At 68.5% G+C, this 18,032-nt stretch carries 17 protein-coding genes and 1 tRNA gene; 10 read left to right on the forward strand and 8 right to left on the reverse strand.

The features are described 5' to 3' along the window. Positions 1 to 144: 144 nt before the first annotated feature. The 5 genes from FZ029_RS24375 to FZ029_RS24390 are packed head-to-tail and all read right to left on the reverse strand — an operon-like array spanning position 145 to position 2,174. Entirely contained in the window at positions 145 to 609 is a 465-nt protein-coding gene (locus FZ029_RS24375) for a diheme cytochrome c (RefSeq protein ID WP_247892471.1), read from the reverse strand. Positions 610 to 619: 10 nt separating this feature from the next. Beyond that, positions 620 to 1,066 (reverse strand): DUF1924 domain-containing protein, encoded by a 447-nt coding sequence (locus tag FZ029_RS24380; RefSeq protein WP_149272312.1) that lies wholly within the window; start codon positions 1,064 to 1,066, stop codon positions 620 to 622. Beyond that, complete coding sequence (locus FZ029_RS24385; RefSeq protein ID WP_149272313.1) at positions 1,063 to 1,599, reverse strand: hypothetical protein; 537 nt, start codon at positions 1,597 to 1,599, stop codon at positions 1,063 to 1,065. Before FZ029_RS24385 ends, FZ029_RS24380 begins: the two co-directional genes overlap by 4 nt. A 25-nt stretch (positions 1,600 to 1,624) precedes the next feature. Further along, a complete protein-coding gene (locus tag FZ029_RS33125) occupies positions 1,625 to 1,762 on the reverse strand; it encodes a hypothetical protein (RefSeq protein WP_188052039.1) in 138 nt (45 codons plus the stop codon). 13 nt (positions 1,763 to 1,775) lie between these two features. Further along, positions 1,776 to 2,174 carry a cytochrome c maturation protein CcmE gene (locus FZ029_RS24390; RefSeq protein WP_149272314.1) on the reverse strand — a complete coding sequence of 133 codons (399 nt, stop codon included), beginning with the start codon at positions 2,172 to 2,174 and terminating at the stop codon, positions 1,776 to 1,778. 228 nt (positions 2,175 to 2,402) lie between these two features. Here FZ029_RS24390 and FZ029_RS24395 point away from each other — a divergent pair, with 228 nt between their 5' ends. The 3 genes from FZ029_RS24395 to FZ029_RS24405 are packed head-to-tail and all read left to right on the forward strand — an operon-like array spanning position 2,403 to position 4,803. Next, positions 2,403 to 2,729 (forward strand): PepSY domain-containing protein, encoded by a 327-nt coding sequence (locus FZ029_RS24395; RefSeq protein ID WP_247892472.1) that lies wholly within the window; start codon positions 2,403 to 2,405, stop codon positions 2,727 to 2,729. A gap of 4 nt (positions 2,730 to 2,733) precedes the next feature. Then, the gene (locus FZ029_RS24400) at positions 2,734 to 3,393 is read left to right on the forward strand and encodes a response regulator transcription factor (protein WP_149272316.1); all 660 of its coding nucleotides are present in this window, start codon (positions 2,734 to 2,736) and stop codon (positions 3,391 to 3,393) included. A gap of 21 nt (positions 3,394 to 3,414) precedes the next feature. After that, complete coding sequence (locus FZ029_RS24405; RefSeq protein ID WP_149272317.1) at positions 3,415 to 4,803, forward strand: sensor histidine kinase; 1,389 nt, start codon at positions 3,415 to 3,417, stop codon at positions 4,801 to 4,803. 24 nt (positions 4,804 to 4,827) lie between these two features. On the opposite strand, the gene FZ029_RS24410 is transcribed toward FZ029_RS24405, so the two are convergent. Beyond that, positions 4,828 to 5,064, reverse strand: coding sequence for a thioredoxin family protein (locus FZ029_RS24410; RefSeq protein WP_149272318.1), 237 nt, complete (start codon positions 5,062 to 5,064; stop codon positions 4,828 to 4,830). 15 nt (positions 5,065 to 5,079) lie between these two features. Continuing rightward, positions 5,080 to 6,132: a permease gene (locus FZ029_RS24415; RefSeq protein ID WP_149272319.1), complete on the reverse strand. Its 1,053-nt coding sequence runs from the start codon at positions 6,130 to 6,132 to the stop codon at positions 5,080 to 5,082. A gap of 307 nt (positions 6,133 to 6,439) precedes the next feature. Between FZ029_RS24415 and FZ029_RS24420 the strand changes: the two genes are divergently transcribed. The 6 genes from FZ029_RS24420 to FZ029_RS24445 all read left to right on the forward strand — a co-directional run bounded on the left by FZ029_RS24420 (position 6,440) and on the right by FZ029_RS24445 (position 15,811). Beyond that, positions 6,440 to 6,826 carry an EF-hand domain-containing protein gene (locus FZ029_RS24420; RefSeq protein ID WP_149272320.1) on the forward strand — a complete coding sequence of 129 codons (387 nt, stop codon included), beginning with the start codon at positions 6,440 to 6,442 and terminating at the stop codon, positions 6,824 to 6,826. Between the two features lie 513 nt (positions 6,827 to 7,339). Beyond that, positions 7,340 to 8,413 (forward strand): aldose epimerase family protein, encoded by a 1,074-nt coding sequence (locus FZ029_RS24425; protein WP_149272321.1) that lies wholly within the window; start codon positions 7,340 to 7,342, stop codon positions 8,411 to 8,413. 49 nt (positions 8,414 to 8,462) lie between these two features. After that, positions 8,463 to 9,962: a pyruvate kinase gene (gene pyk, locus FZ029_RS24430; protein WP_149272322.1), complete on the forward strand. Its 1,500-nt coding sequence runs from the start codon at positions 8,463 to 8,465 to the stop codon at positions 9,960 to 9,962. Positions 9,963 to 10,293: 331 nt separating this feature from the next. Further along, the gene (locus FZ029_RS24435; RefSeq protein ID WP_149272323.1) at positions 10,294 to 11,784 is read left to right on the forward strand and encodes an MHYT domain-containing protein; all 1,491 of its coding nucleotides are present in this window, start codon (positions 10,294 to 10,296) and stop codon (positions 11,782 to 11,784) included. 199 nt (positions 11,785 to 11,983) lie between these two features. Further along, on the forward strand, positions 11,984 to 14,860 hold the full coding sequence (locus FZ029_RS24440; protein WP_149272324.1) for an EAL domain-containing protein: 2,877 nt from the start codon (positions 11,984 to 11,986) through the stop codon (positions 14,858 to 14,860). 132 nt (positions 14,861 to 14,992) lie between these two features. Further along, positions 14,993 to 15,811 carry a formate/nitrite transporter family protein gene (locus tag FZ029_RS24445; protein WP_149272325.1) on the forward strand — a complete coding sequence of 273 codons (819 nt, stop codon included), beginning with the start codon at positions 14,993 to 14,995 and terminating at the stop codon, positions 15,809 to 15,811. Between the two features lie 806 nt (positions 15,812 to 16,617). On the opposite strand, the gene FZ029_RS24450 is transcribed toward FZ029_RS24445, so the two are convergent. Beyond that, positions 16,618 to 16,694, reverse strand: a tRNA-Arg gene (locus FZ029_RS24450). A gap of 273 nt (positions 16,695 to 16,967) precedes the next feature. On the opposite strand from FZ029_RS24450, the gene FZ029_RS24455 reads away from it, so the two are divergent. Next, a complete protein-coding gene (locus tag FZ029_RS24455) occupies positions 16,968 to 18,020 on the forward strand; it encodes a LacI family DNA-binding transcriptional regulator (RefSeq protein WP_247892473.1) in 1,053 nt (350 codons plus the stop codon). Positions 18,021 to 18,032 lie beyond the last annotated feature (12 nt).

Genomic DNA, 18,032 nt, shown 5'->3' on the forward strand with positions numbered 1-18,032 from the left:
GGGGAGGGTGAGGGGTGGGGCAAGAATTCCGAACCGCATGGCTCCTTGGAATGCCCCTCACCCTTCCCAAGCTTCGCTTGGGCCCCTTCCCTCTCCCGGGGCGGGAGAGGGGATTTTGGTAGCGTGAAGCAACTCCAAAGCTGCTCAGTCGTCCTCGTAAAGCCCTTGCGCGGCGGTGCGGTGGCAGGCCTCGCAGTTGCTCTTGGCGGCGACCGCCTTGCGCGTCCAGATCGACGGCGCGAAATCATGCTTGCGGAGCCACCAGCGCTGTTCGGTGATGCGGATCAGCCGGCCGTCGCCGCTGCCGGCATTCTGTGTCAGATAGTTGCGGATGGCCGCGGCGGTGTCGGCCGGCAGGCTGGCATTCTCGCCGAAATGGTCCTGCAGGCCGTCCATGATGCGGTTCCAGGACGCCGCAGGCAGCAGGCCCGGCTGATAGGCCATGTGGCATTCGCCGCATTCCTTCTGGGTGGCGGCGTGGGTGACGGGCCGCACCCGTTCGAACTCGCTGGCCGAAGCTGCGTTGTTGGGCGCAGCGCCGGCGGTCGCGGCGAGCATGGCGAGCACGGCGATTCCCGTGAGCGGGCGGAAGCTGCGGTTGGGGGACATCGGCGGCTCGCTATTGGTTCGACAGGAAGGTGATGAAGTCGCCCTTTTCCTGCGCCGTGCAGGCGCGGCCGAGGACGTTGACGCAGTCGCGCTCGAAGCGCTTTTCGACCTCGGCGGGATCGGTGAAGCGCTTGGGATTGGCCGACACCGCCATCGGCAGGATGTCGCGCCCGGTCTTGTAATGGCGGCCGGTTCCGGCCGGGTCGCGGGTGTGGCAGCTGGCGCAGCCGGGGGTGTCGGCGACCTTGCCGCCGGTATGCGGCCCGAGATAGAGCGCGCGCCCACGCTCCGCCGAGAAACCGGCAAAGCCGGGCACTTGCGCCTTCGCCTGGGCGGCATAGCCGTCGAGGATGCGGGCACGCTCCGGATCGCCGGAGGCCGCCAGGGCGACGCCGGCGCCCAAGGACACTGCGGCGGCGAGGAGGAGGATCGGTTTGGTCGGTCTGGTCGGTCTCATGGGATCACCCGGTTGGAAAGGTTGGACAGCCACGCGGTGCAGCGGGACGCGACGCCGGACGGAATCCGCTTCAGGCCGTGCAGCGCGAAGACCAGGGCGATGTGCGCCAGGATGAGGAAGAGGGAGGCCTCGCCGATCTCCTTGTGCAGATGCTCGACCTTGACGAAGAAGTCGGCGACGGCTCCGGTCGCCGCCGCGATCCCGACGCCGATCAGGAGTGCGGCAGCCATCCAGGCGGTCAGCGGACTGCGCTCCGCCCTCGCCTTCGCATCGCCGGTGAACAGGCGGCGGAGCCATGCGGCGACCGCCGCCACGGAGGGTCGGGGGAGGCGCAGCGGGCTTCCCGCCGGGGCCAGCGCGCCGGCCGCCACGCGCAGGCCGATGGCGCCGAGGACGGCATAACCGGAGAAGACATGCATGCCGTAGGTGTCCTCGTCGCCGGTGAGATAGGCGACGATGAAGGCGCCCGAGACGATGGCGTGGAAGGCCAGCAGGGCGGTCATCTCGGCGGCGGAAGGTTTGCGGGCGGACATGATGGTCTCCCTCTCCTGGGGCGGGTCAGTCGTCGTGGGTGAGACTGCCGGTCAGCAGGGCGGCGATGCCGGCGGTGCCGTCTGCCCTGGCCTGATAGGCGGTGGCGAGGGCGCCGACGACGACCGCCGTCAGCAGGGTGTGAAGGATCATCTTCTTCAGCATGGCGCGGCTCCGGTCAGTCGTCGTCGCGGTCGTGGCCCTGACGGCGGCCCTCATGCTTGCCCATGGCGTCGCGGCCGAAGGCGGTGCCGTCCTGGCGGATGATCTGGCCGGCCTGGATCGCGCCCTGGCGGACGCCGCCGACGACGGTGATCTGGTCGCCGGTCTGGATGCCGTCGGGCAGGAAGCCGCGGCTGGCGACGTCGATGCGGTCGCTGCCGTCGGTCATGACGAACCAGTTCGCCGCGACCTTTTCGACGGTGCCGGTCACGGTGCCGCCGCCGGCCTTCACCACGTCGGCGATCGGCTGCGGGCTGGTCGGCTGGAAGGCCGCGCCGCGGTGGTGGTCGCCGGCCAAAGCGGCGGTGGCGAGCGTGGCGGTGAGGAGGGTGGCGAGGGTAGCGGCTTTCAGCATGGCATCACCTGTGGTGCGGGGTTGAGCGTCGAAGCGCCCGATGGACCGCACTCTGCCCCACCCTGGCTGAGCCGAGCCTGAACGGGCCGTTCATCCGCCGTTCAGGATGAAAAAATCTGGTGGCCCGGCATTGAGGGGCCATTCAGCGGCGGTTCAGGGATGCGACGATATGCTGGTTCGATCGCGCGGCCCCGGTGCGCGATGCTGTCCCAGTCTTAGAGGTCGATCATGAGGACCGGTCCCGCATTGCTGCTTCTCCCCATCCTGCTGTTCGCGGCAGGAACCGGCGCCCATGCCGGCGACGACCACGAGCGCGCCCGCAACGCGCTGCGGGAGGGGCGCATCCTGCCGCTGGAGCGGATCGTCGAGAGCGCCAAACAGCAATTCGGCGGCGACGTGCTCGACGTCGATCTGGAGGATGAGGAGGGCGGCTTCCGCTACGAGTTGAAGCTGATCGCGCCGGACGGCCGGATCCTGAAGCTGGACTATGACGCCGCCACAGGGGAACTGCTGCGGACCAGAGGCCGCCACCGGTCCCACGGCGACGGGAGGTGAAGTCATGCGCGTGCTGGTGGTGGAGGACACGCCGGAACTGGCCCGGCAGCTGAAGCAGCGGCTGGAGGGCGAGGGCTATGCCGTCGATACCGCCGGGGACGGCGAGGAAGGCCGCTTCCTGGGCGAGACCGAGCCCTATGACGCGGTGATCCTGGATCTGGGGCTGCCGAAGGTCGACGGGTTGACGGTGCTGCGGTCGTGGCGGCGGGCCGGCATGGCCGTTCCGGTGCTGATCCTGACCGCGCGCGACGCCTGGAACGAGAAGGTGCAGGGCATCGACGCCGGCGCCGACGATTATCTGGCGAAGCCCTTCAGCATGGAGGAACTGCTGGCCCGCGTGCGCGCGTTGATCCGCCGTGCCAAGGGCCACGCCACCGCCGAGATCGCCTGCGGCGGGGTCGTGCTCGACACCCGCAGCGGACGGGTCACGGTGGATGGCGAGCCGGTCGAGCTGACCGCCTTCGAATACCGGGTGCTGTCCTACCTGATGCACCGCAAGGGGCAGGTGGTGTCGCGCACCGAACTGATCGAGCATGTCTATGCCCAGGATTTCGACCGGGATTCCAACACCATCGAGGTCTTCGTCGGTCGCCTGCGCCGCAAGCTGGGGGTGGACGTCATCAAGACGGTGCGCGGGCTGGGATACCGGGCGGACGAGCCGTAAGGACGGTCATAGGAACTGGCGATGAGATGGACGGAGTCGCTGCGCTTCCGGCTGCTGGCCGGCGCGGCCGTTTGGGTGGCGCTGGCGCTGATGCTGGCGGGATGGATCATCGCCGACCTGTTCCAGACCCATGTCCGCCAGCGCTTCGAGGCGGAACTGACAAACCATCTGGAACAGCTGGCGGCGGTGCTGGAGATCGGCCCGGACGGCAGGCCGGCCCTGCGCCAGCCCTTGAGCGATCCGCGTTTCCGCCGGCCGCTGTCGGGACTCTACTGGCAGGTGGGGGAGAGCGGGGATGCGCCGCTGCGCTCGCGCTCGCTGTGGGACAGCGTGCTGGACCTGCCCGACGACCGGGTGGAGGACGGGTCGCTGCACCGGCACGGCGCGGCGGGGCCGGCGAACCAGTCGCTGTTCGTGCTGGAGCGCGTCGTCCTGCTGCCCGAGCGGGCGGAGCCGATCCGCATCGCCGTGGCCGCCGACCGGGCCGAGCTGGCGGGCGTCACCCGCGCCTTCAACGCCACGCTGGCGCTGTCGCTGGCGGTGCTGGCCGCGGCGCTGATCGCCGCGGCGCTGATCCAGGTGCAGATCGGGCTGAGGCCGCTTTCCCGCCTGCGCGGCGCGCTGGTCGAGGTGCGGGCCGGGCGGAAGAAGCGCTTCGACGTGGCGATGCCGACGGAGATCCGGCCGCTGGTGGAGGATCTGAACGCGCTGCTGGCCCATGCGGAGGAAATCGTCGGGCGCGGACGGCTGCAGGCCGGCAATCTGGCCCACGCGCTGAAGACCAACCTCGCCGTGCTGGCGAACGAGGCCGCCACGCTGGACGAGCGCAACGCGCGCGAGGTGGGGGCGGCGATGGTCCGGCAGGTGGAACTGATGCGCCGGCATGTCGATCATCACATGGCCCGAGCCCGCGCCGCCGCCGCCCGCGGCGTGCCGGGCATCAGCACGCCGGTGCCGGACAGCGTCGCAGCGCTGGCGCGGGTGATGCGCAAGCTGCACGCCGCCAAGGCACTGGACATCCGCGTCGATGCCGCCGACGGACTGCTGTTCGCCGGCGAGCGCGAGGATCTGGACGAGATGCTGGGCAACCTGCTGGACAATGCCTGTAAATGGGCGCGCGGCCGGGTCGAGGTGACGGGCCGAGTGGAGATGGGAGTGGAGATGGGACAAGCGCAGGCCGGCGGCATGTTGTCCATCACGCTGGACGACGACGGCCCCGGCCTGCCCGACGACTGCCGCGAAGCGGCGCTGGAGCCGGGAGTGCGGCTGGACGAGAGCACGCCGGGGACCGGGCTCGGCCTTGCGGTCGTGCGGGATGTCGCGCGGCTCTATGGCGGCGACATCCAGCTCGGCGCATCTCCGCTGGGCGGGCTGCGGGCGACGCTGCGGTTGCCGGCGGCGGGGGCGTGAAGGGGCCGTACGGCTTGCCGGCCGTCACGCCGTCAGCCAGCGTGCGATGTCCTCCGCCTTCGGCAGGCCGCCGGCATGGACGAGCTTACCGTTCACCACCACGCCCGGCGTTGACAGCACGCCATAGCCGGCGATCGCGGCATAGTCGGTGATCTTGTCGATCCGGACCGGCACGCCGAGGCGTTCGGCCTCGGCCCGGACCATGTCCTCCGTCGTCTGGCACCGCTTGCAGCCGGGGCCGAGCACCTTCACGTCCTTCATCGCGTCCTCCACCGGTCAGGCGAACAAGAAGTTGAACAGGAAGCCCACGGCGAGGATGCCGAGCCCCACCACCCCGGCGAACAGGGCAATCAGGCGGACGGTCAGCACCTTGCGCAGGATGATCATCTCCGGCAGCGACAGGGCGATGACCGACATCATGAAGGCCAGCACCGTGCCGATGGCCGCACCCTTGCCGATCAGCGCCTCCACCACCGGAATGATACCGGCGGCGTTCGAATACATCGGGATCCCGAGCAGGACGGCGGCGGGCACCGACCACCAGGCATCCCGTCCCATGATCGCCGCCAGCAGGTCCGCCGGGGCATAGCCGTGGATCAGGGCACCGACGGCGATGCCGGCGACGATCCACGCCCAAACCCGGCCGACGATGTCGCGCACGGCCTCGATGCCCGCGCGGATGCGGTCGACGGGGGACGGCGTCTCCTCCGGCGGGGCCGCGCCGCCGCTGCGCACGGCCAGCACCCAGGGCTCCAGCCAGCCTTCCAGATGCAGCCGGCCGATCACCCAGCCGGCGACGATGGCGACCGCCAGCCCGAAGCCGAGATAGGCCAGCGCCACCTGCCAGCCCACCAGCGCGAACAGCAGGCCGAGCGCCACCTCGTTGATCATCGGTGCCGCGATCAGGAAGGAGAAGGTCACGCCCAGCGGCACGCCGGCCGACACGAAGCCGATGAACAGCGGCACCGCGGAGCAGGAGCAGAAGGGCGTCACGATCCCCAGCCCGGCGGCGGCGACGTTGCCGAAGCCCTCGCGCCGGCCGGCGAGCAGCGCCCGCGTCCGTTCCGGCGAGAAGAAGCTGCGGACGACGCCCATGGCGAAGACCACAAGCGTCAACAGCATCAGCACCTTCGGCGTGTCGTAGACGAAGAAGCGGACGGACTCGGCGGACGCACTGCCGGGAACCAGCGGCAGGCGCGAGACCACCCAGCCGGACAGGGGAACGAGCTGGCTGTAAAGCGCCACCCAGGCCGCCAGTGCCGCCAGGGTGGCCGCGAACCACAGGCCCGTGTTCGGGCGTCGCGGGTCCGCCGGCGATGCAATGGTCATGGCCGTCACCCGCCATAGTGCATGAGTGTATTCTAATGCCGGCGCCGTGCCGTCGGCAATCGCCAGACGGTAGGGCATGTCGTCACATTCGGGCGCAGTGCTGCGCGGAGGACATCACGGCCATGCGCCGGCCGACACCGACCCGCCCAGGGAAACGAGCTGCCGCAGGACGTTGCGCTGCGTATTGGGCGCATTCCACATCCCAGGCGACGCCCGCTCCGGATCTGCGACAAGCTGGCGCGGTCGCCGTTCTATCAGAGAGGCCTAATATCGCCGTGGGGGTGCTGATTTCCGACGGGAGGTTCCGATGAAACGCTTCCTCATTGCTGCGCTTTGCACCGGGTTGCTGGTTGGCGGCTCCGCTCTTGCCCAGACCGGGCCGGGTCCCGGCATCGGTCAGGGAATGGGCGGTCAGGGAATGGGCGGCCAAGGAATGGGCCAGGGAATGGGTCCGGGCAATGGCATGGGCGGCACCGGTGCGATGCACCAGCAGATGTTCGACCAGCTCGACACCGACAAGGACGGCGTCATCAGCCGCAAGGAGTTCGTCGATGCGCCGCGCGGCGGTCCCGGTTCGATGACCGATGTCGCCAAGGCGCGCCGCGGCACCCGGTTCGACCGGTTCGACAAGAACAAGGACGGCAAGCTGACGCCTGAGGAATGGGGCGCCTGGACGCCGGCCAAGGCCAAGTAAGAGCCAGTTTAGAAACATCCATCACGAGCCGATTGCTTTCCGATTCGTCATCCCCGCGAAGGCGGGGATCCAGGCTTCCCACCGAATAACACCGCGGAATAGCTGGATTCCCGCCTTCGCGGGGATGACCATGGAAAGGGGTCCGGAGTCAGCGGACGGACTTTCCAAACAAGTTCCAAGCGCAACCAAGCAAGCACACCGGCAGGAACCCGGCCAACGCCCCTCCGCCGCCATTTCCACCCTTCCGGGAATGACGGCCGGGGGGCGTTGGCGTCTCCGGACCATGCACGGCTTCCCCCCGGCCTGCGGCAAACTGTCCGGCGGGGGTTCGGGTTGCGGATGCGGTTTGCCTTCCGCGCTAATATATTAGTATAATACAGCCACGATCCATCCGGTGAGGCCCCATCATGACCGCCGACCCATTGGAGACGGCGCTGCTCCTGCGCGTTGCGATGGTTCTGGGGCTGCTGCTTCTCGGTTTTTACTAACCACTTCCACAGGGATGCCTGGACCATGGCGACCGACCTCAAGCGTGAGAATTTCTCCGCCACCATCGACGGCAAGCCGGTGGATCTGTTCACCCTGCGCAACCGCCACGGCATGGTGGTGCGCATCACCAATTACGGCGCCAAGATCGAGCAGGTCCTGGTCCCCGACCGCGACGGCATTCTGGGCGACGTCGTCCAGGGCTATGACGGGATCGAGGGCGTGATGGGCGGGCAGGCGTCGATGGGATCCTTCATCGGGCGCTATTGCGGGCGCATCCCCGACGGGCGCTTCACGCTGGACGGCGTCGCCCATCAGGCCGCGGTGAACAGCCCGCCCAACACCCTGCATGGCGGCCAGCGCGGGTCGCGCTTCCGCGTCTTCGACGCCCGGCAGCTGGACGAGGCCAGCCTGGAACTGACCTATGTCTTCCAGGATGGCGAGGAGGGCTTTCCCGGCACCCTGCCGCTGCGGCTGGTCTATACGGTCGGCGACGACAACGCCCTGACCATCGCCTGGACCGCGGTGGCGGCCGACAGGACCACCATCGCCAACTTCACCGACCATACCTTCTTCAACCTGTCGGGCGATCTGGGATCGTCGATCCTCGACCATGTCGCCACCGTTCAGGCCGGCCGCTATCTGGCGCTCGGCGAGACCGCGGTGCCGACGGGGGAGATCGTGGACGTCACCGGCACCCCGCACGACTTCCGCACGCCCACGGCGCTGGGCGCTCGCATCGACGCCGACGACCGCATGCTGGCGCTCGGCAAGGGCTATGACCTGCATTACATGATCGACAAGCCGGCAAATGGCCCGGCACCTGTCCTCCATGCCCGCTTCCTGCACCCGGCCAGCGGCCGGACGCTGGAGGTGCTGTCCACCGAACCCGGCCTGCAGCTCTACACCGGCAATTTCCTGGAGGGCAAAGCCCCGCGGGACGTCGGCAAGGGCGGCATCCTCTACACCAGGCACAGCGCCTTCTGCGCCGAGCCGTCGAAATTCCCCAACGCCGTCAACATCCCGTCCTTCCCGTCGACGGTGCTGCGTCCCGGCCAATGGTCCGCCGGGTCCATCGTCTACCGGTTCGGGGCCGCCTGAGGCGGCGACACGCCGCCCGCCCCCATTCCTTTTCGGAGTCCCTACCGCCATGAACACCGCCAAGCCGATCCGCCGTTACCGGCAGACCAAAGTCGTCGCGACGCTGGGTCCGTCCTCCTCCTCGCCCGAAATGATCCGCCGCCTGTTCGAGGCCGGCGTCGACGTCTTCCGCCTGAATTTCAGCCACGGCAGCCACCAGGACCATGGCGATCGCGTCCGCGCCATCCGCGCGCTGGAGGAGGAGACCGGCCGCCCCATCGCCATCATGGCCGACCTGCAGGGGCCGAAGCTGCGGCTGGGCCGCTTCGCCGACGGGCCGGTGACGCTGACCGCCGGACAGTCCTTCTGCCTCGACCTGCTGGCGGAACCGGGTGACGCCCGCCGCGTCGGCATGCCCCATCCGGAGATCTTCGCCGCCCTGGTGCCGGACGCCGAACTGCTGCTGGACGACGGCAAGGTGCGGCTGCGGGTGACCGCCTGCGGCGCCGATTACGCCGAGACCGTCGTGGTGTCGGGGACGAAGCTGTCGGACCGCAAGGGCGTCAACGTCCCCGGCGTGGTGCTGCCGCTGTCGCCGCTCACGCCCAAGGACCGCGCAGATCTGGACTTCGCGCTCGACCAGGGGGTGGACTGGGTGGCGCTGAGCTTCGTCCAGCGACCGGAGGACGTGGCGGAGGCGCGCAAGCTGATCGCCGGCCGCGCCGCCCTGCTGTCGAAGCTGGAAAAGCCGCAGGCGATCCAGCATCTGGACCGCATCGTCGAGATGTCGGACGGCGTCATGGTGGCGCGCGGCGACCTGGGCGTCGAGATGCCGCCGGAAGACGTGCCGTCGATCCAGAAGCGCATCATCCGCGCCGCCCGTCTGGCCGGCAAGCCGGTGATCGTCGCCACCCAGATGCTGGAATCGATGATCTCCGCCCCCGCCCCGACGCGGGCCGAGGCGTCCGACGTCGCCACCGCGGTGTTCGACGGCGCCGATGCCGTCATGCTGTCGGCGGAGACCGCGTCGGGCGAGTATCCGGTGGAAGCGGTGTCGATCATGGACCGCATCGCGCGGCGGGTGGAAGGCGATCCGCTGTACCGCGGGCTGATGGACGCCCAGCATGCCGATCCCGAACAGACGGAATCGGACGCCATCACCGCCGCCGCCCGGCAGGTCGCCCATACGGTGAAGGCGGCGGCCATCGCCACCTACACCACCAGCGGCTCCACCACGCTGCGGGCGGCGCGCGAGCGGCCGGAGGTGCCGATCCTCTGCCTGACCGAAAACGCCGCCATTGCGCGGCGGATGGTGCTGGCCTATGGCGTCCATGCGGTGCTGACGGAGGATGTGCAGAGCTTCTCCGACATGGTGCACAAGGCGGCGCGGCTGGCCTATGTCCACGGGCTGGCGGAGGAAGGCCAGCGGCTGGTCATCACCGCCGGCGTGCCCTTCGGCATGCCGGGATCGACCAACATCCTGCGCATCGCCTGGGTCGAGGCGCCGAGCAGCCCGAACCGTGAGCGCGAGGCGCGCGCCCGCCAGCCGATGGCCTTCGCCGACGCCTGAGTCGGGAGCCAAATCCGACCGGGGCAGTGCGGCTTTGCGGCCGCTCTGCCCCACGGTTCGAATCGCACCTTTCGCAGACCGCCAAGCTTCGGATCCGAACAATGGGCGGCTTGGCAAAGTACCAAACGCAAGACCGGTCGGCCTTGCGGCCTATCGACTTCTATGCTCTTGACACCGGTCAAATAAAGATAGCTTTTTAGCTAACTACCGGACGTTGCCGGGTGCCGGCCGGTGCCCGACCACCGCAGTCGGGGTTTCCCCTTCTTGAAGCCGCCCGGTGGAGCGGGCAATCAGGAAGACCGGCGGTCGGGTGTTGCAGGAGAGCTGTTGGATGTCGATCGAACTGGCCGGGCTTTGTTTCACGTCGGCGTCCGGCCTGCCGTTCTCCCACGACCATTGGCTGGTGGCGCTGTCCTATGCCGTCGCCGCCTTCGCCTCCTACTCCGCGCTCGACATGGCGGAGCGGATGCACCGGACCACCGGCATCACCCGCATCATGTGGCAGGGCTGTGCCGCGGCGGCGCTGGGCGGCGGCATCTGGGCGATGCATTTCATCGCCATGCTGGCGCTGACCATCGACACGCCCATCACCTATGACCCGGTGATTACCCTGCTGTCGCTGGTGACGTCGGTCGCCTTCGTCGCCATCGGCTTCCGCATCATCCAGAGCCGCCGGTCGCCGGCCGCGATCGTGGCGGCCGGCAGCATCGTCGGGCTGGGGGTGGCGGCGATGCATTACCTCGGCATGGCGGCGATGGTGCTGCCGGCCCGCATCGCCTACCAGCCCGGACTGTGGAGCCTGTCGGTCGCCATCGCCGTGGCGGCGGCGACCGCGGGGCTGTGGCTGTCCACCCGCGTCCACCACCGTCTGCGCGACCGCGCGCTGGCCGCCGTGGTGATGGCGGTCGCCGTCGGCGGCATGCATTACACCGGCATGGCCGCCCTGGTGGTGCAGGTCGACCCCATGCTGATGCCGGCGGACGGCGCACTGGGAGACGGGGCGCTGGGAGACGGGGTGTCCAGCGGTCCGCTGGCCGCCGCCGTGGCGATCGGCACCTTCGGCCTGCTGCTGCTGGCGCTGGTCTCCACCGCCGCCGACCGCCGGATCTCCGCCGCCGCCGCGCACGAGGCCGCCGCCCTGCGCATCGCCAACATGGAATTGCAGGCCGCCCGCCTGCAGCTGGAGGCGACCCAGCGCGAGATCATCCGCCGCCTGTGCAGCGCCGGGGAGTTCCGCGACAACGAGACCGGCCAGCATGTGGCGCGCATGGCGCAGATCGCCCATCTTCTGGCCCTGTCGGCCGGCTGCGCGCCCGATTTCGCCGAACAGCTGCTGGAGGCGGCGCCGCTGCACGACATCGGCAAGATCGGCATCCCCGATCATGTGCTGTTGAAGCCCGGCCGGCTCGACGCCCCGGAATGGATGACCATGCGCCAGCATGCGGTCATCGGGCAGCGGCTGCTCGGCGGCAGCGGATTGCCCCTGCTGGACCTTGCCGCCGAGATCGCCGGCACCCACCACGAGAGATGGGACGGTACCGGTTATCCCGCCGGCCTGCGTGGCACCGACATTCCGCTGTCCGGCCGCATCGTCGCCATCGCCGACGTGTTCGACGCCCTGCTGTCCGCCCGCCCCTACAAGGAGCCCTGGCCGCTGGAGGCCGTCGTCGCCCACATGCGCGAACAGGCCGGCCGCCATTTCGATCCGGAGTTGGTGGAGGTCTTCCTCGCCCGGCTCGACGCCATGCTGGAGATCCGCGGACGCTTCGTCGACGAGGGGGCCGCACCGCAGCTTTTGTCACAGTCGGACGCCGCCGAGTGAGTATTGGGGTTTCCCCCAATGCAGTCCCTTGAAAAAGGCGGATACCGGCTGCCGATGTTCTTGAAATGGTTCAAAATTGCCACGATTGGATTGGCAGCAACCACCATCCGCCATTAACTTTTTCTTCGGCGATACTGGAATAAGCGTGTGATCCGGCCTTTTTCACGCCGGTCATCGCCATCCTTATCGATCCGGGACAATGCACCAAACCCTGACCGCCGAGTTCGACTGGCTCCCGGACCGCAAGCCCGCGCGGATCGACGCTCTGTACGACGCGATCCCGGTGGGGATTGCGTTCCTCGACCGCCAACTCCGCTGCGTTCGGATGAACCGGCGCATGGGGGCGCTGGCGGGACTTCCCGCGACCGCCGCGACGGGACTGCCATTCACCGACGTCTGGCCGGAGGCGGAGGACGCGCTGCTCGCCGCCGCATCGCTCGCCCTGGCCGGCACGGTGGTGGAGGACATCGCGCTGACCGGTCCCCTCACCGGTCCGGAGCGGGCGCTGGTCGCCAGCCTGCATCCTCACCGCGGGGATGGGGCTGGGGACGGGGCTGGGGACGGGGCTGGGGACGGGGCTGGGGACGGGGACGGCGCCGCCCTGCTCTGCATCGTGGAGGACCGGACCGCGTTGCGGCGGTGCGAGGCCGAGCTGCGCCACTTCAAGGAATTGCGCCGCCAGACGTTGGAGCTGAGCGACCTGTTTCCATGGTACAGCACCCCTGACGGCATGCCGCGCACCACCCGGCGCTGGCGCGAGCGCACCGGCCTCGGCGCGGCCGACGTCGCGACGCCGCAGCGCTGGGTCGCCGCGCTCCACCCCGACGACCGCGCGCCCTTCGAGGCCGCCTGGACCCGCAGCCTGACCGGCGGTGCCGCGCTGGAAATCGACCTGCGCCTGCGCGTCGCCGGCGACGGAGCGCCGGGCAGCCAACATCGTTGGTTCCGCCGCCGCGCCGCCGCCCAGCGCGACGCGGATGGACGCATCGTCCAGTGGCATGGCACCGACGAGGACATCCACGAACGCCGGATCGCCGAAGACGCCCTGCGCGAAAGCGAGTCCTTCGCCCGCCAGATCCTGGACAACAGCCCGGAATGCGTGAAGGTGCTGGACATGGAGGGGCGGCTGACCTTCATGAACATCCCCGGCGTCCAGCTGATGGAGCTGGACAGCTTCGACTGCCTGAAGAACCAGCCTTGGGAGGCCAACTGGCCGGAGGAGCGACGGCCGCAGCTGCGCGCGTCGATCGACACCGCCAAGCGGGGCGGGACCGGCCGTTTCCTCGGCTTCTGTCCCACGGCCAAGGGCACGCCGAAATGGTGGGACAATCTGGTCTGTCCCCTGCCCGGCCCGGACGGACGGCCGCAGCGGCTGCTCGCCATCTCCCGCGATGTCACCGACATCCAGCTCGCCCGGCAGGCGCTGGAGGAGACCACCGCGCTCTTGTCCGGCGTGCTGGAAAGCACCACCGACAGCGTGGTGTTCGTCGACCGCGACTGGCGCATCACCTACCGCAACCCGGCCGCCGCCGCCATCCATGAGGGCCGCGGCATCCGGTTGGGCGACTCCTTCTTCGACGTCTTCCCGCAGCAGACCGAGAGCCGCAGCCTGTTCCGCAAGGCGATGGCCGACCAGACCCCCGTCGTCTTCGAGGAATTCGTCGCGGCTCTCGGCCAATGGACGGAAATCCACGCCTTTCCGACCGCGGAGGGACTGTCCGTCTTCTTCCGCAACGTCACCGAACGCCGGCGGGTGGAGGAGGAGCGGCGCGCCGCCCAGGAGAAGATCGCCCACCTTGCCCGGCTGGATTCGCTGACCGGCCTGTCCAACCGGCTCTACTTCCAGGAGCGGCTGGAACAGGCCCTGCGGGAGGCGCCCGAAGGGGGCGTGATGGCGGTCCATTACATCGACCTCGATCAGTTCAAGACCGTCAACGACACACTGGGCCACCATGCCGGCGACGCGCTGCTGCGGCAGGTCGCCAACCGGCTGCGCGGCTGCATCGGCGCCGCCGACCTCGTTTCCCGCTTCGGTGGCGACGAGTTCGCCGTCCTGCAGCCCAACCTGTGGGGACCGGCGGAAGCGGAGGACCTCGCCCGCTGCATCATCTCGGCGCTGGCCGAGCCGATCGAGATCGACGGCGCCCAGGTCCGGACCGGCACCAGCATCGGCATCGCCCTGTCCCGCCGCGACGGCGTCGAGGCCGATGCGCTGCTGAAGGCGGCCGACATCGCGCTCTACCGCGCCAAGGCCGACGGCCGCAACACCCACCGTTTCTTCGCGCCCGAGATGGCGGAGCGGCTGAAGTCCTTCCACGACCTGAAGCTGGGCCTGCACGAGGCGCTGCGGCAGGGCGAGTTCGAGCTGCATTACCAGCCGCTGGTCTGCACCGGCGAGTCCGGCATCCGCGGGTTCGAGGCGCTGATCCGCTGGCGCCGCCCCGGCCGCGGCCTGATCCGCCCGGCCGACTTCATCCCCGTCGCGGAGGAAACCGGGCTGATCGGCCCGATCGGCGAGTGGGCCCTGCGCGAGGCCTGCCGCGAGGCGGCGCGCTGGCCCGACGGCATCGGGATCAGCGTCAACGTGTCCTCCGTCCAATTCCGCGACAAGGGGCTGGTGGAGTCGGTGCGCCGGGCGCTGGCCGACACCGGGCTGGCGCCGGGGCGGCTGGAGTTGGAAATCACCGAATCCGTCCTGCTGCAGGACGATGACACCAATCTCGGCACCCTGCGCGAGCTGCGGGCGCTGGGCGCGCGGATCGTCATGGACGATTTCGGCACCGGCTATTCGGCGCTGGGCTATCTCTGCCGCTTCCGCTTCGACAAGGTGAAGATCGACCGCAGTTTCGTCGCCAACCTGCCGCGCTGCGACGGCTCCACCGCCGTGGTGCAGGCGGTGGCCGGGATGGGCCGCAACCTGGGCATCGTCATCACCGCCGAGGGCGTGGAGGAGCAATCCCAGCTCGACGCCGTCCGCCGGCTGGGCTGCCACGAGGCGCAGGGCTATCTGTTCTCGCGCCCGGTCCCGGCGGCGGAGGTGCCGGCGCTGATCGCGCGGCTGCGGGAGGGCGGCTGAGAGACGGGCGCTGAGACCGCCGGGGGCTGAGACCGGCGGAGTTCGGCACGAGCACGGAATGGGTATGGAAGGGAACGCCCTGCGGGACGTTCCCTTTTCTCTTCTGTACGCCCATTAACGGAGGTTCCGCCCGTGCCCGACGCCAGCGACACCCGTCTGAACCGGACCGAACGGGAAGAGGTCAAGGAACGCTCCAACCCGCCGGCGCTGATCCTGCACGAGGCCATCCGCCTGGAGGGGCAGGAGGAGCTGAAGCGCCCGACCTCATCCCTGCTTTGGTCTGGGCTGGCGGCCGGGCTGTCGATGGGCTTCTCGATGGTGGGCGAGGCATTGATGATGACTCATCTGCCGGACGAGCCGTGGCGGCCGCTGATCGCCAGCTTCGGCTATTGCTTCGGCTTCCTGATCGTCATCCTGGGGCGACAGCAGCTGTTCACCGAGAACACGCTGACGGTGATCCTGCCGCTGCTGCACCGCTGGTCGACCGATACCCTGATGAAGGTGGTGCGGCTGTGGGCGCTGGTCTTCGCCGCGAACATCGTCGGCACGCTGCTGTTCTCCGCGTTCGCGGTAGGGACGGAGGCCTTTTCCCCGCAACTGCGCGCCGCCTTCGTGGAACTGGGCACCACGGCGGCGCGGTCGGTATTCACGACGACGCTGCTGCACGGGGTGCTGGCCGGCTGGCTGATCGCGCTCTTGGTCTGGATCACGCCGTCGGTCGGGCAGGCGCGCTTCTTCGTCATCGTCGCCCTGACCTGGCTGATCGCGGTGGGCAAGTTCGCCCACGTCATCGCCGGCTCGGTCGAGGTGTCCTTCGCCGCCATGTCCGGAGAGATCGGTTGGGACCGCTACGCCTTCGGCTTCCTGCTGCCGTCGCTGATCGGCAACGTGCTGGGCGGCGTCGGCATGGTGGCGCTGATCAACCACGCACAGGTGCGGCAGGACCAGTGAGGGGGTCGGTCCACTTGCCGATCACCTGCAATCAACCAACGTCCTCTCGACGCCGTTGAAGCGCCGAGAGGACCATCTCCTCCACTCTTCCGTGTGTTGCTTCAGCTTAGATTTTGCTGCAGCGCTTCAAGACAAGCTTATCATAAGGGTAAAATTTAGCGGACCTCTTGTCGACTTCAAAGCGCGCCAAGCCCTTCTTCTCATCAGGATTCATCGTGAGTTCGAACTTCGGCCTGTTGGGATCCTTGCCATTGAAGTCAAGTACGATACAAGAAGAGATCGAATCTCTACTCGCGCCCGACCAACAGGTTAGATCTTCTTCAAGGTTGCCGAACATCTCGGTCTTTCCATGGTGAGTGAGGCGAACGAAGTCCTTTTGGATTTCGACGCGCGGCTAACCACATGGATTATTTGAAGGCCCCCAGACGCCGAAGTGATTTGAACTGATGGGGGCCGCCAGAGCCTGCATAGAGAGGCACATTAACGCTGTAGCCAGAATCGATACAGATCTCACTTAATACTCCCGTAGAATATTATCTCCAGAGAAACTCTGGTGTTTTTATGTATACGCCCAATTGAGTATGCCTAATACATGATGGCTCAGCGGCATGATGCCGCGCGCTCCAGCTTCGCTGAGTTGGCCATTGCCTCTGCATGTTGGATTGCCGGTGGTAAATCACCCTGCCGAACTGTTCGCAGGTGTCCTGGAGCCGGGGCCTGATGAGGCAACAGCAAAAAATCCCGGATCTTCACGGAAAACATACGAAAAGGGCCTAGCCGCTAAAACGGCTAAGCCCTTGAATTCGTGGCGGACCCGACGAGATTCGAACTCATGACCTCTGCCTTCGGAGGGCAGCGCTCTATCCAGCTGAGCTACGGGTCCATCGCTGGTGGAGGCGCAACATAGCCCAAGGCTTGCGGGGACGCAAACACTAAAATCGCTGTTTTTTCGACGGCTTGCAGAGGCCCTTCCAGCCCCCGGACCGCTGCCTCGGACGAGCCGCGATCACGCCGTAAGGCCGGATGGAAACGTTTCCATTCTTCACGAAACCGTTTTCACGGCGTCACGCGATTGCAACACGCCGCCGCCACTCTGCACCCGCACCGGATCGACGGATGCGGGAACGGGGATGATGGGCGGCAGATGGATGGCGGGATGACGGACAGGCGCGCCATGGACCGGGTGGCGGTGGACCGCGTGGCGACGATCCGCGACGTGGCGGCGCGGGCCGGGGTGTCCATCGCCACCGTGTCGCGCGTCCTCAACGGCAGCGGCAACGCCACGCCGGAAACCATGGCGAAGGTGCGCGCCGCCGCCTCCGACCTGTCCTTCCGCCCCAGCACCATCGGGCGCAGCCTGAAGGCGGCGCGCACGCGCACCGTCGGCGTGCTGGTGCCGTCGCTGACCAATCCCGTCTTCGCCGAAAGCGTCGCCGGCATCCAGGACGCGGCGGCGGAGGCCGGATACAGCGTGCTGATCGCCTCCACCGACTATGACCCGGCCCGCGAATCCCGCGCCATCGAAGGGCTGTTGTCCAACCGGGTCGAGGGGCTGGTGCTGACCGTCGCCGATGCCGACCGCAGCGGCTCGCTCGACACGCTGGACGAGGTGCGGCTGCCCTATGTGCTGGCCTACAACCAGCCGGAACGGGCGCCGCGCGCCCATGTGTCGGTCGACAATGTCGCCGCCTCCCGCGCGGTGGTGGAGCGGATGGCGGCGCTGGGACACCGGCGCATCGGCATGATCGTCGGGCGCTTCCGCCAGTCCGACCGCTCGCGCCGGCGCCATGCCGGCTGGCTGGCGGCGCTGGCCGACGCCGGATTGCAGCCGGGGCCGGTGGTCGAGGTCGATTTCAACGAATTGCGGCTGGCCCACCGGCTGGCCCCCCATCTGGAAGGGCCGGAGCGGCCGACCGCGCTGTTCGCCTCCAACGACATGCTGGCGCTCGCCACCATCCGGGCGCTGCGCGACCTCGGTCTGAGGGTGCCCGATGACGTGTCGGTCTGCGGATTCGACGGGATCGAGGTCGGACGGCTGATGGCGCCCAGCCTCGCCACCCTGGTGCAGCCGGCCCGCGCCATGGGCGCCACCGCCTTCGAATGCCTGCGCACCGGCTTTTCCGGCGAACTGCAAGGCCGCGCCGTGATGCTGCCCTTCACCCTGCGTCCGGGCGAATCGCTCGGCGCCGCGCCATCCAAATCGACCTGAGCACAAATCGAC

The sequence above is a fragment of the Azospirillum sp. Sh1 genome (genome assembly GCF_008365135.1).
GTDB lineage: Bacteria > Pseudomonadota > Alphaproteobacteria > Azospirillales > Azospirillaceae > Azospirillum > Azospirillum oryzae.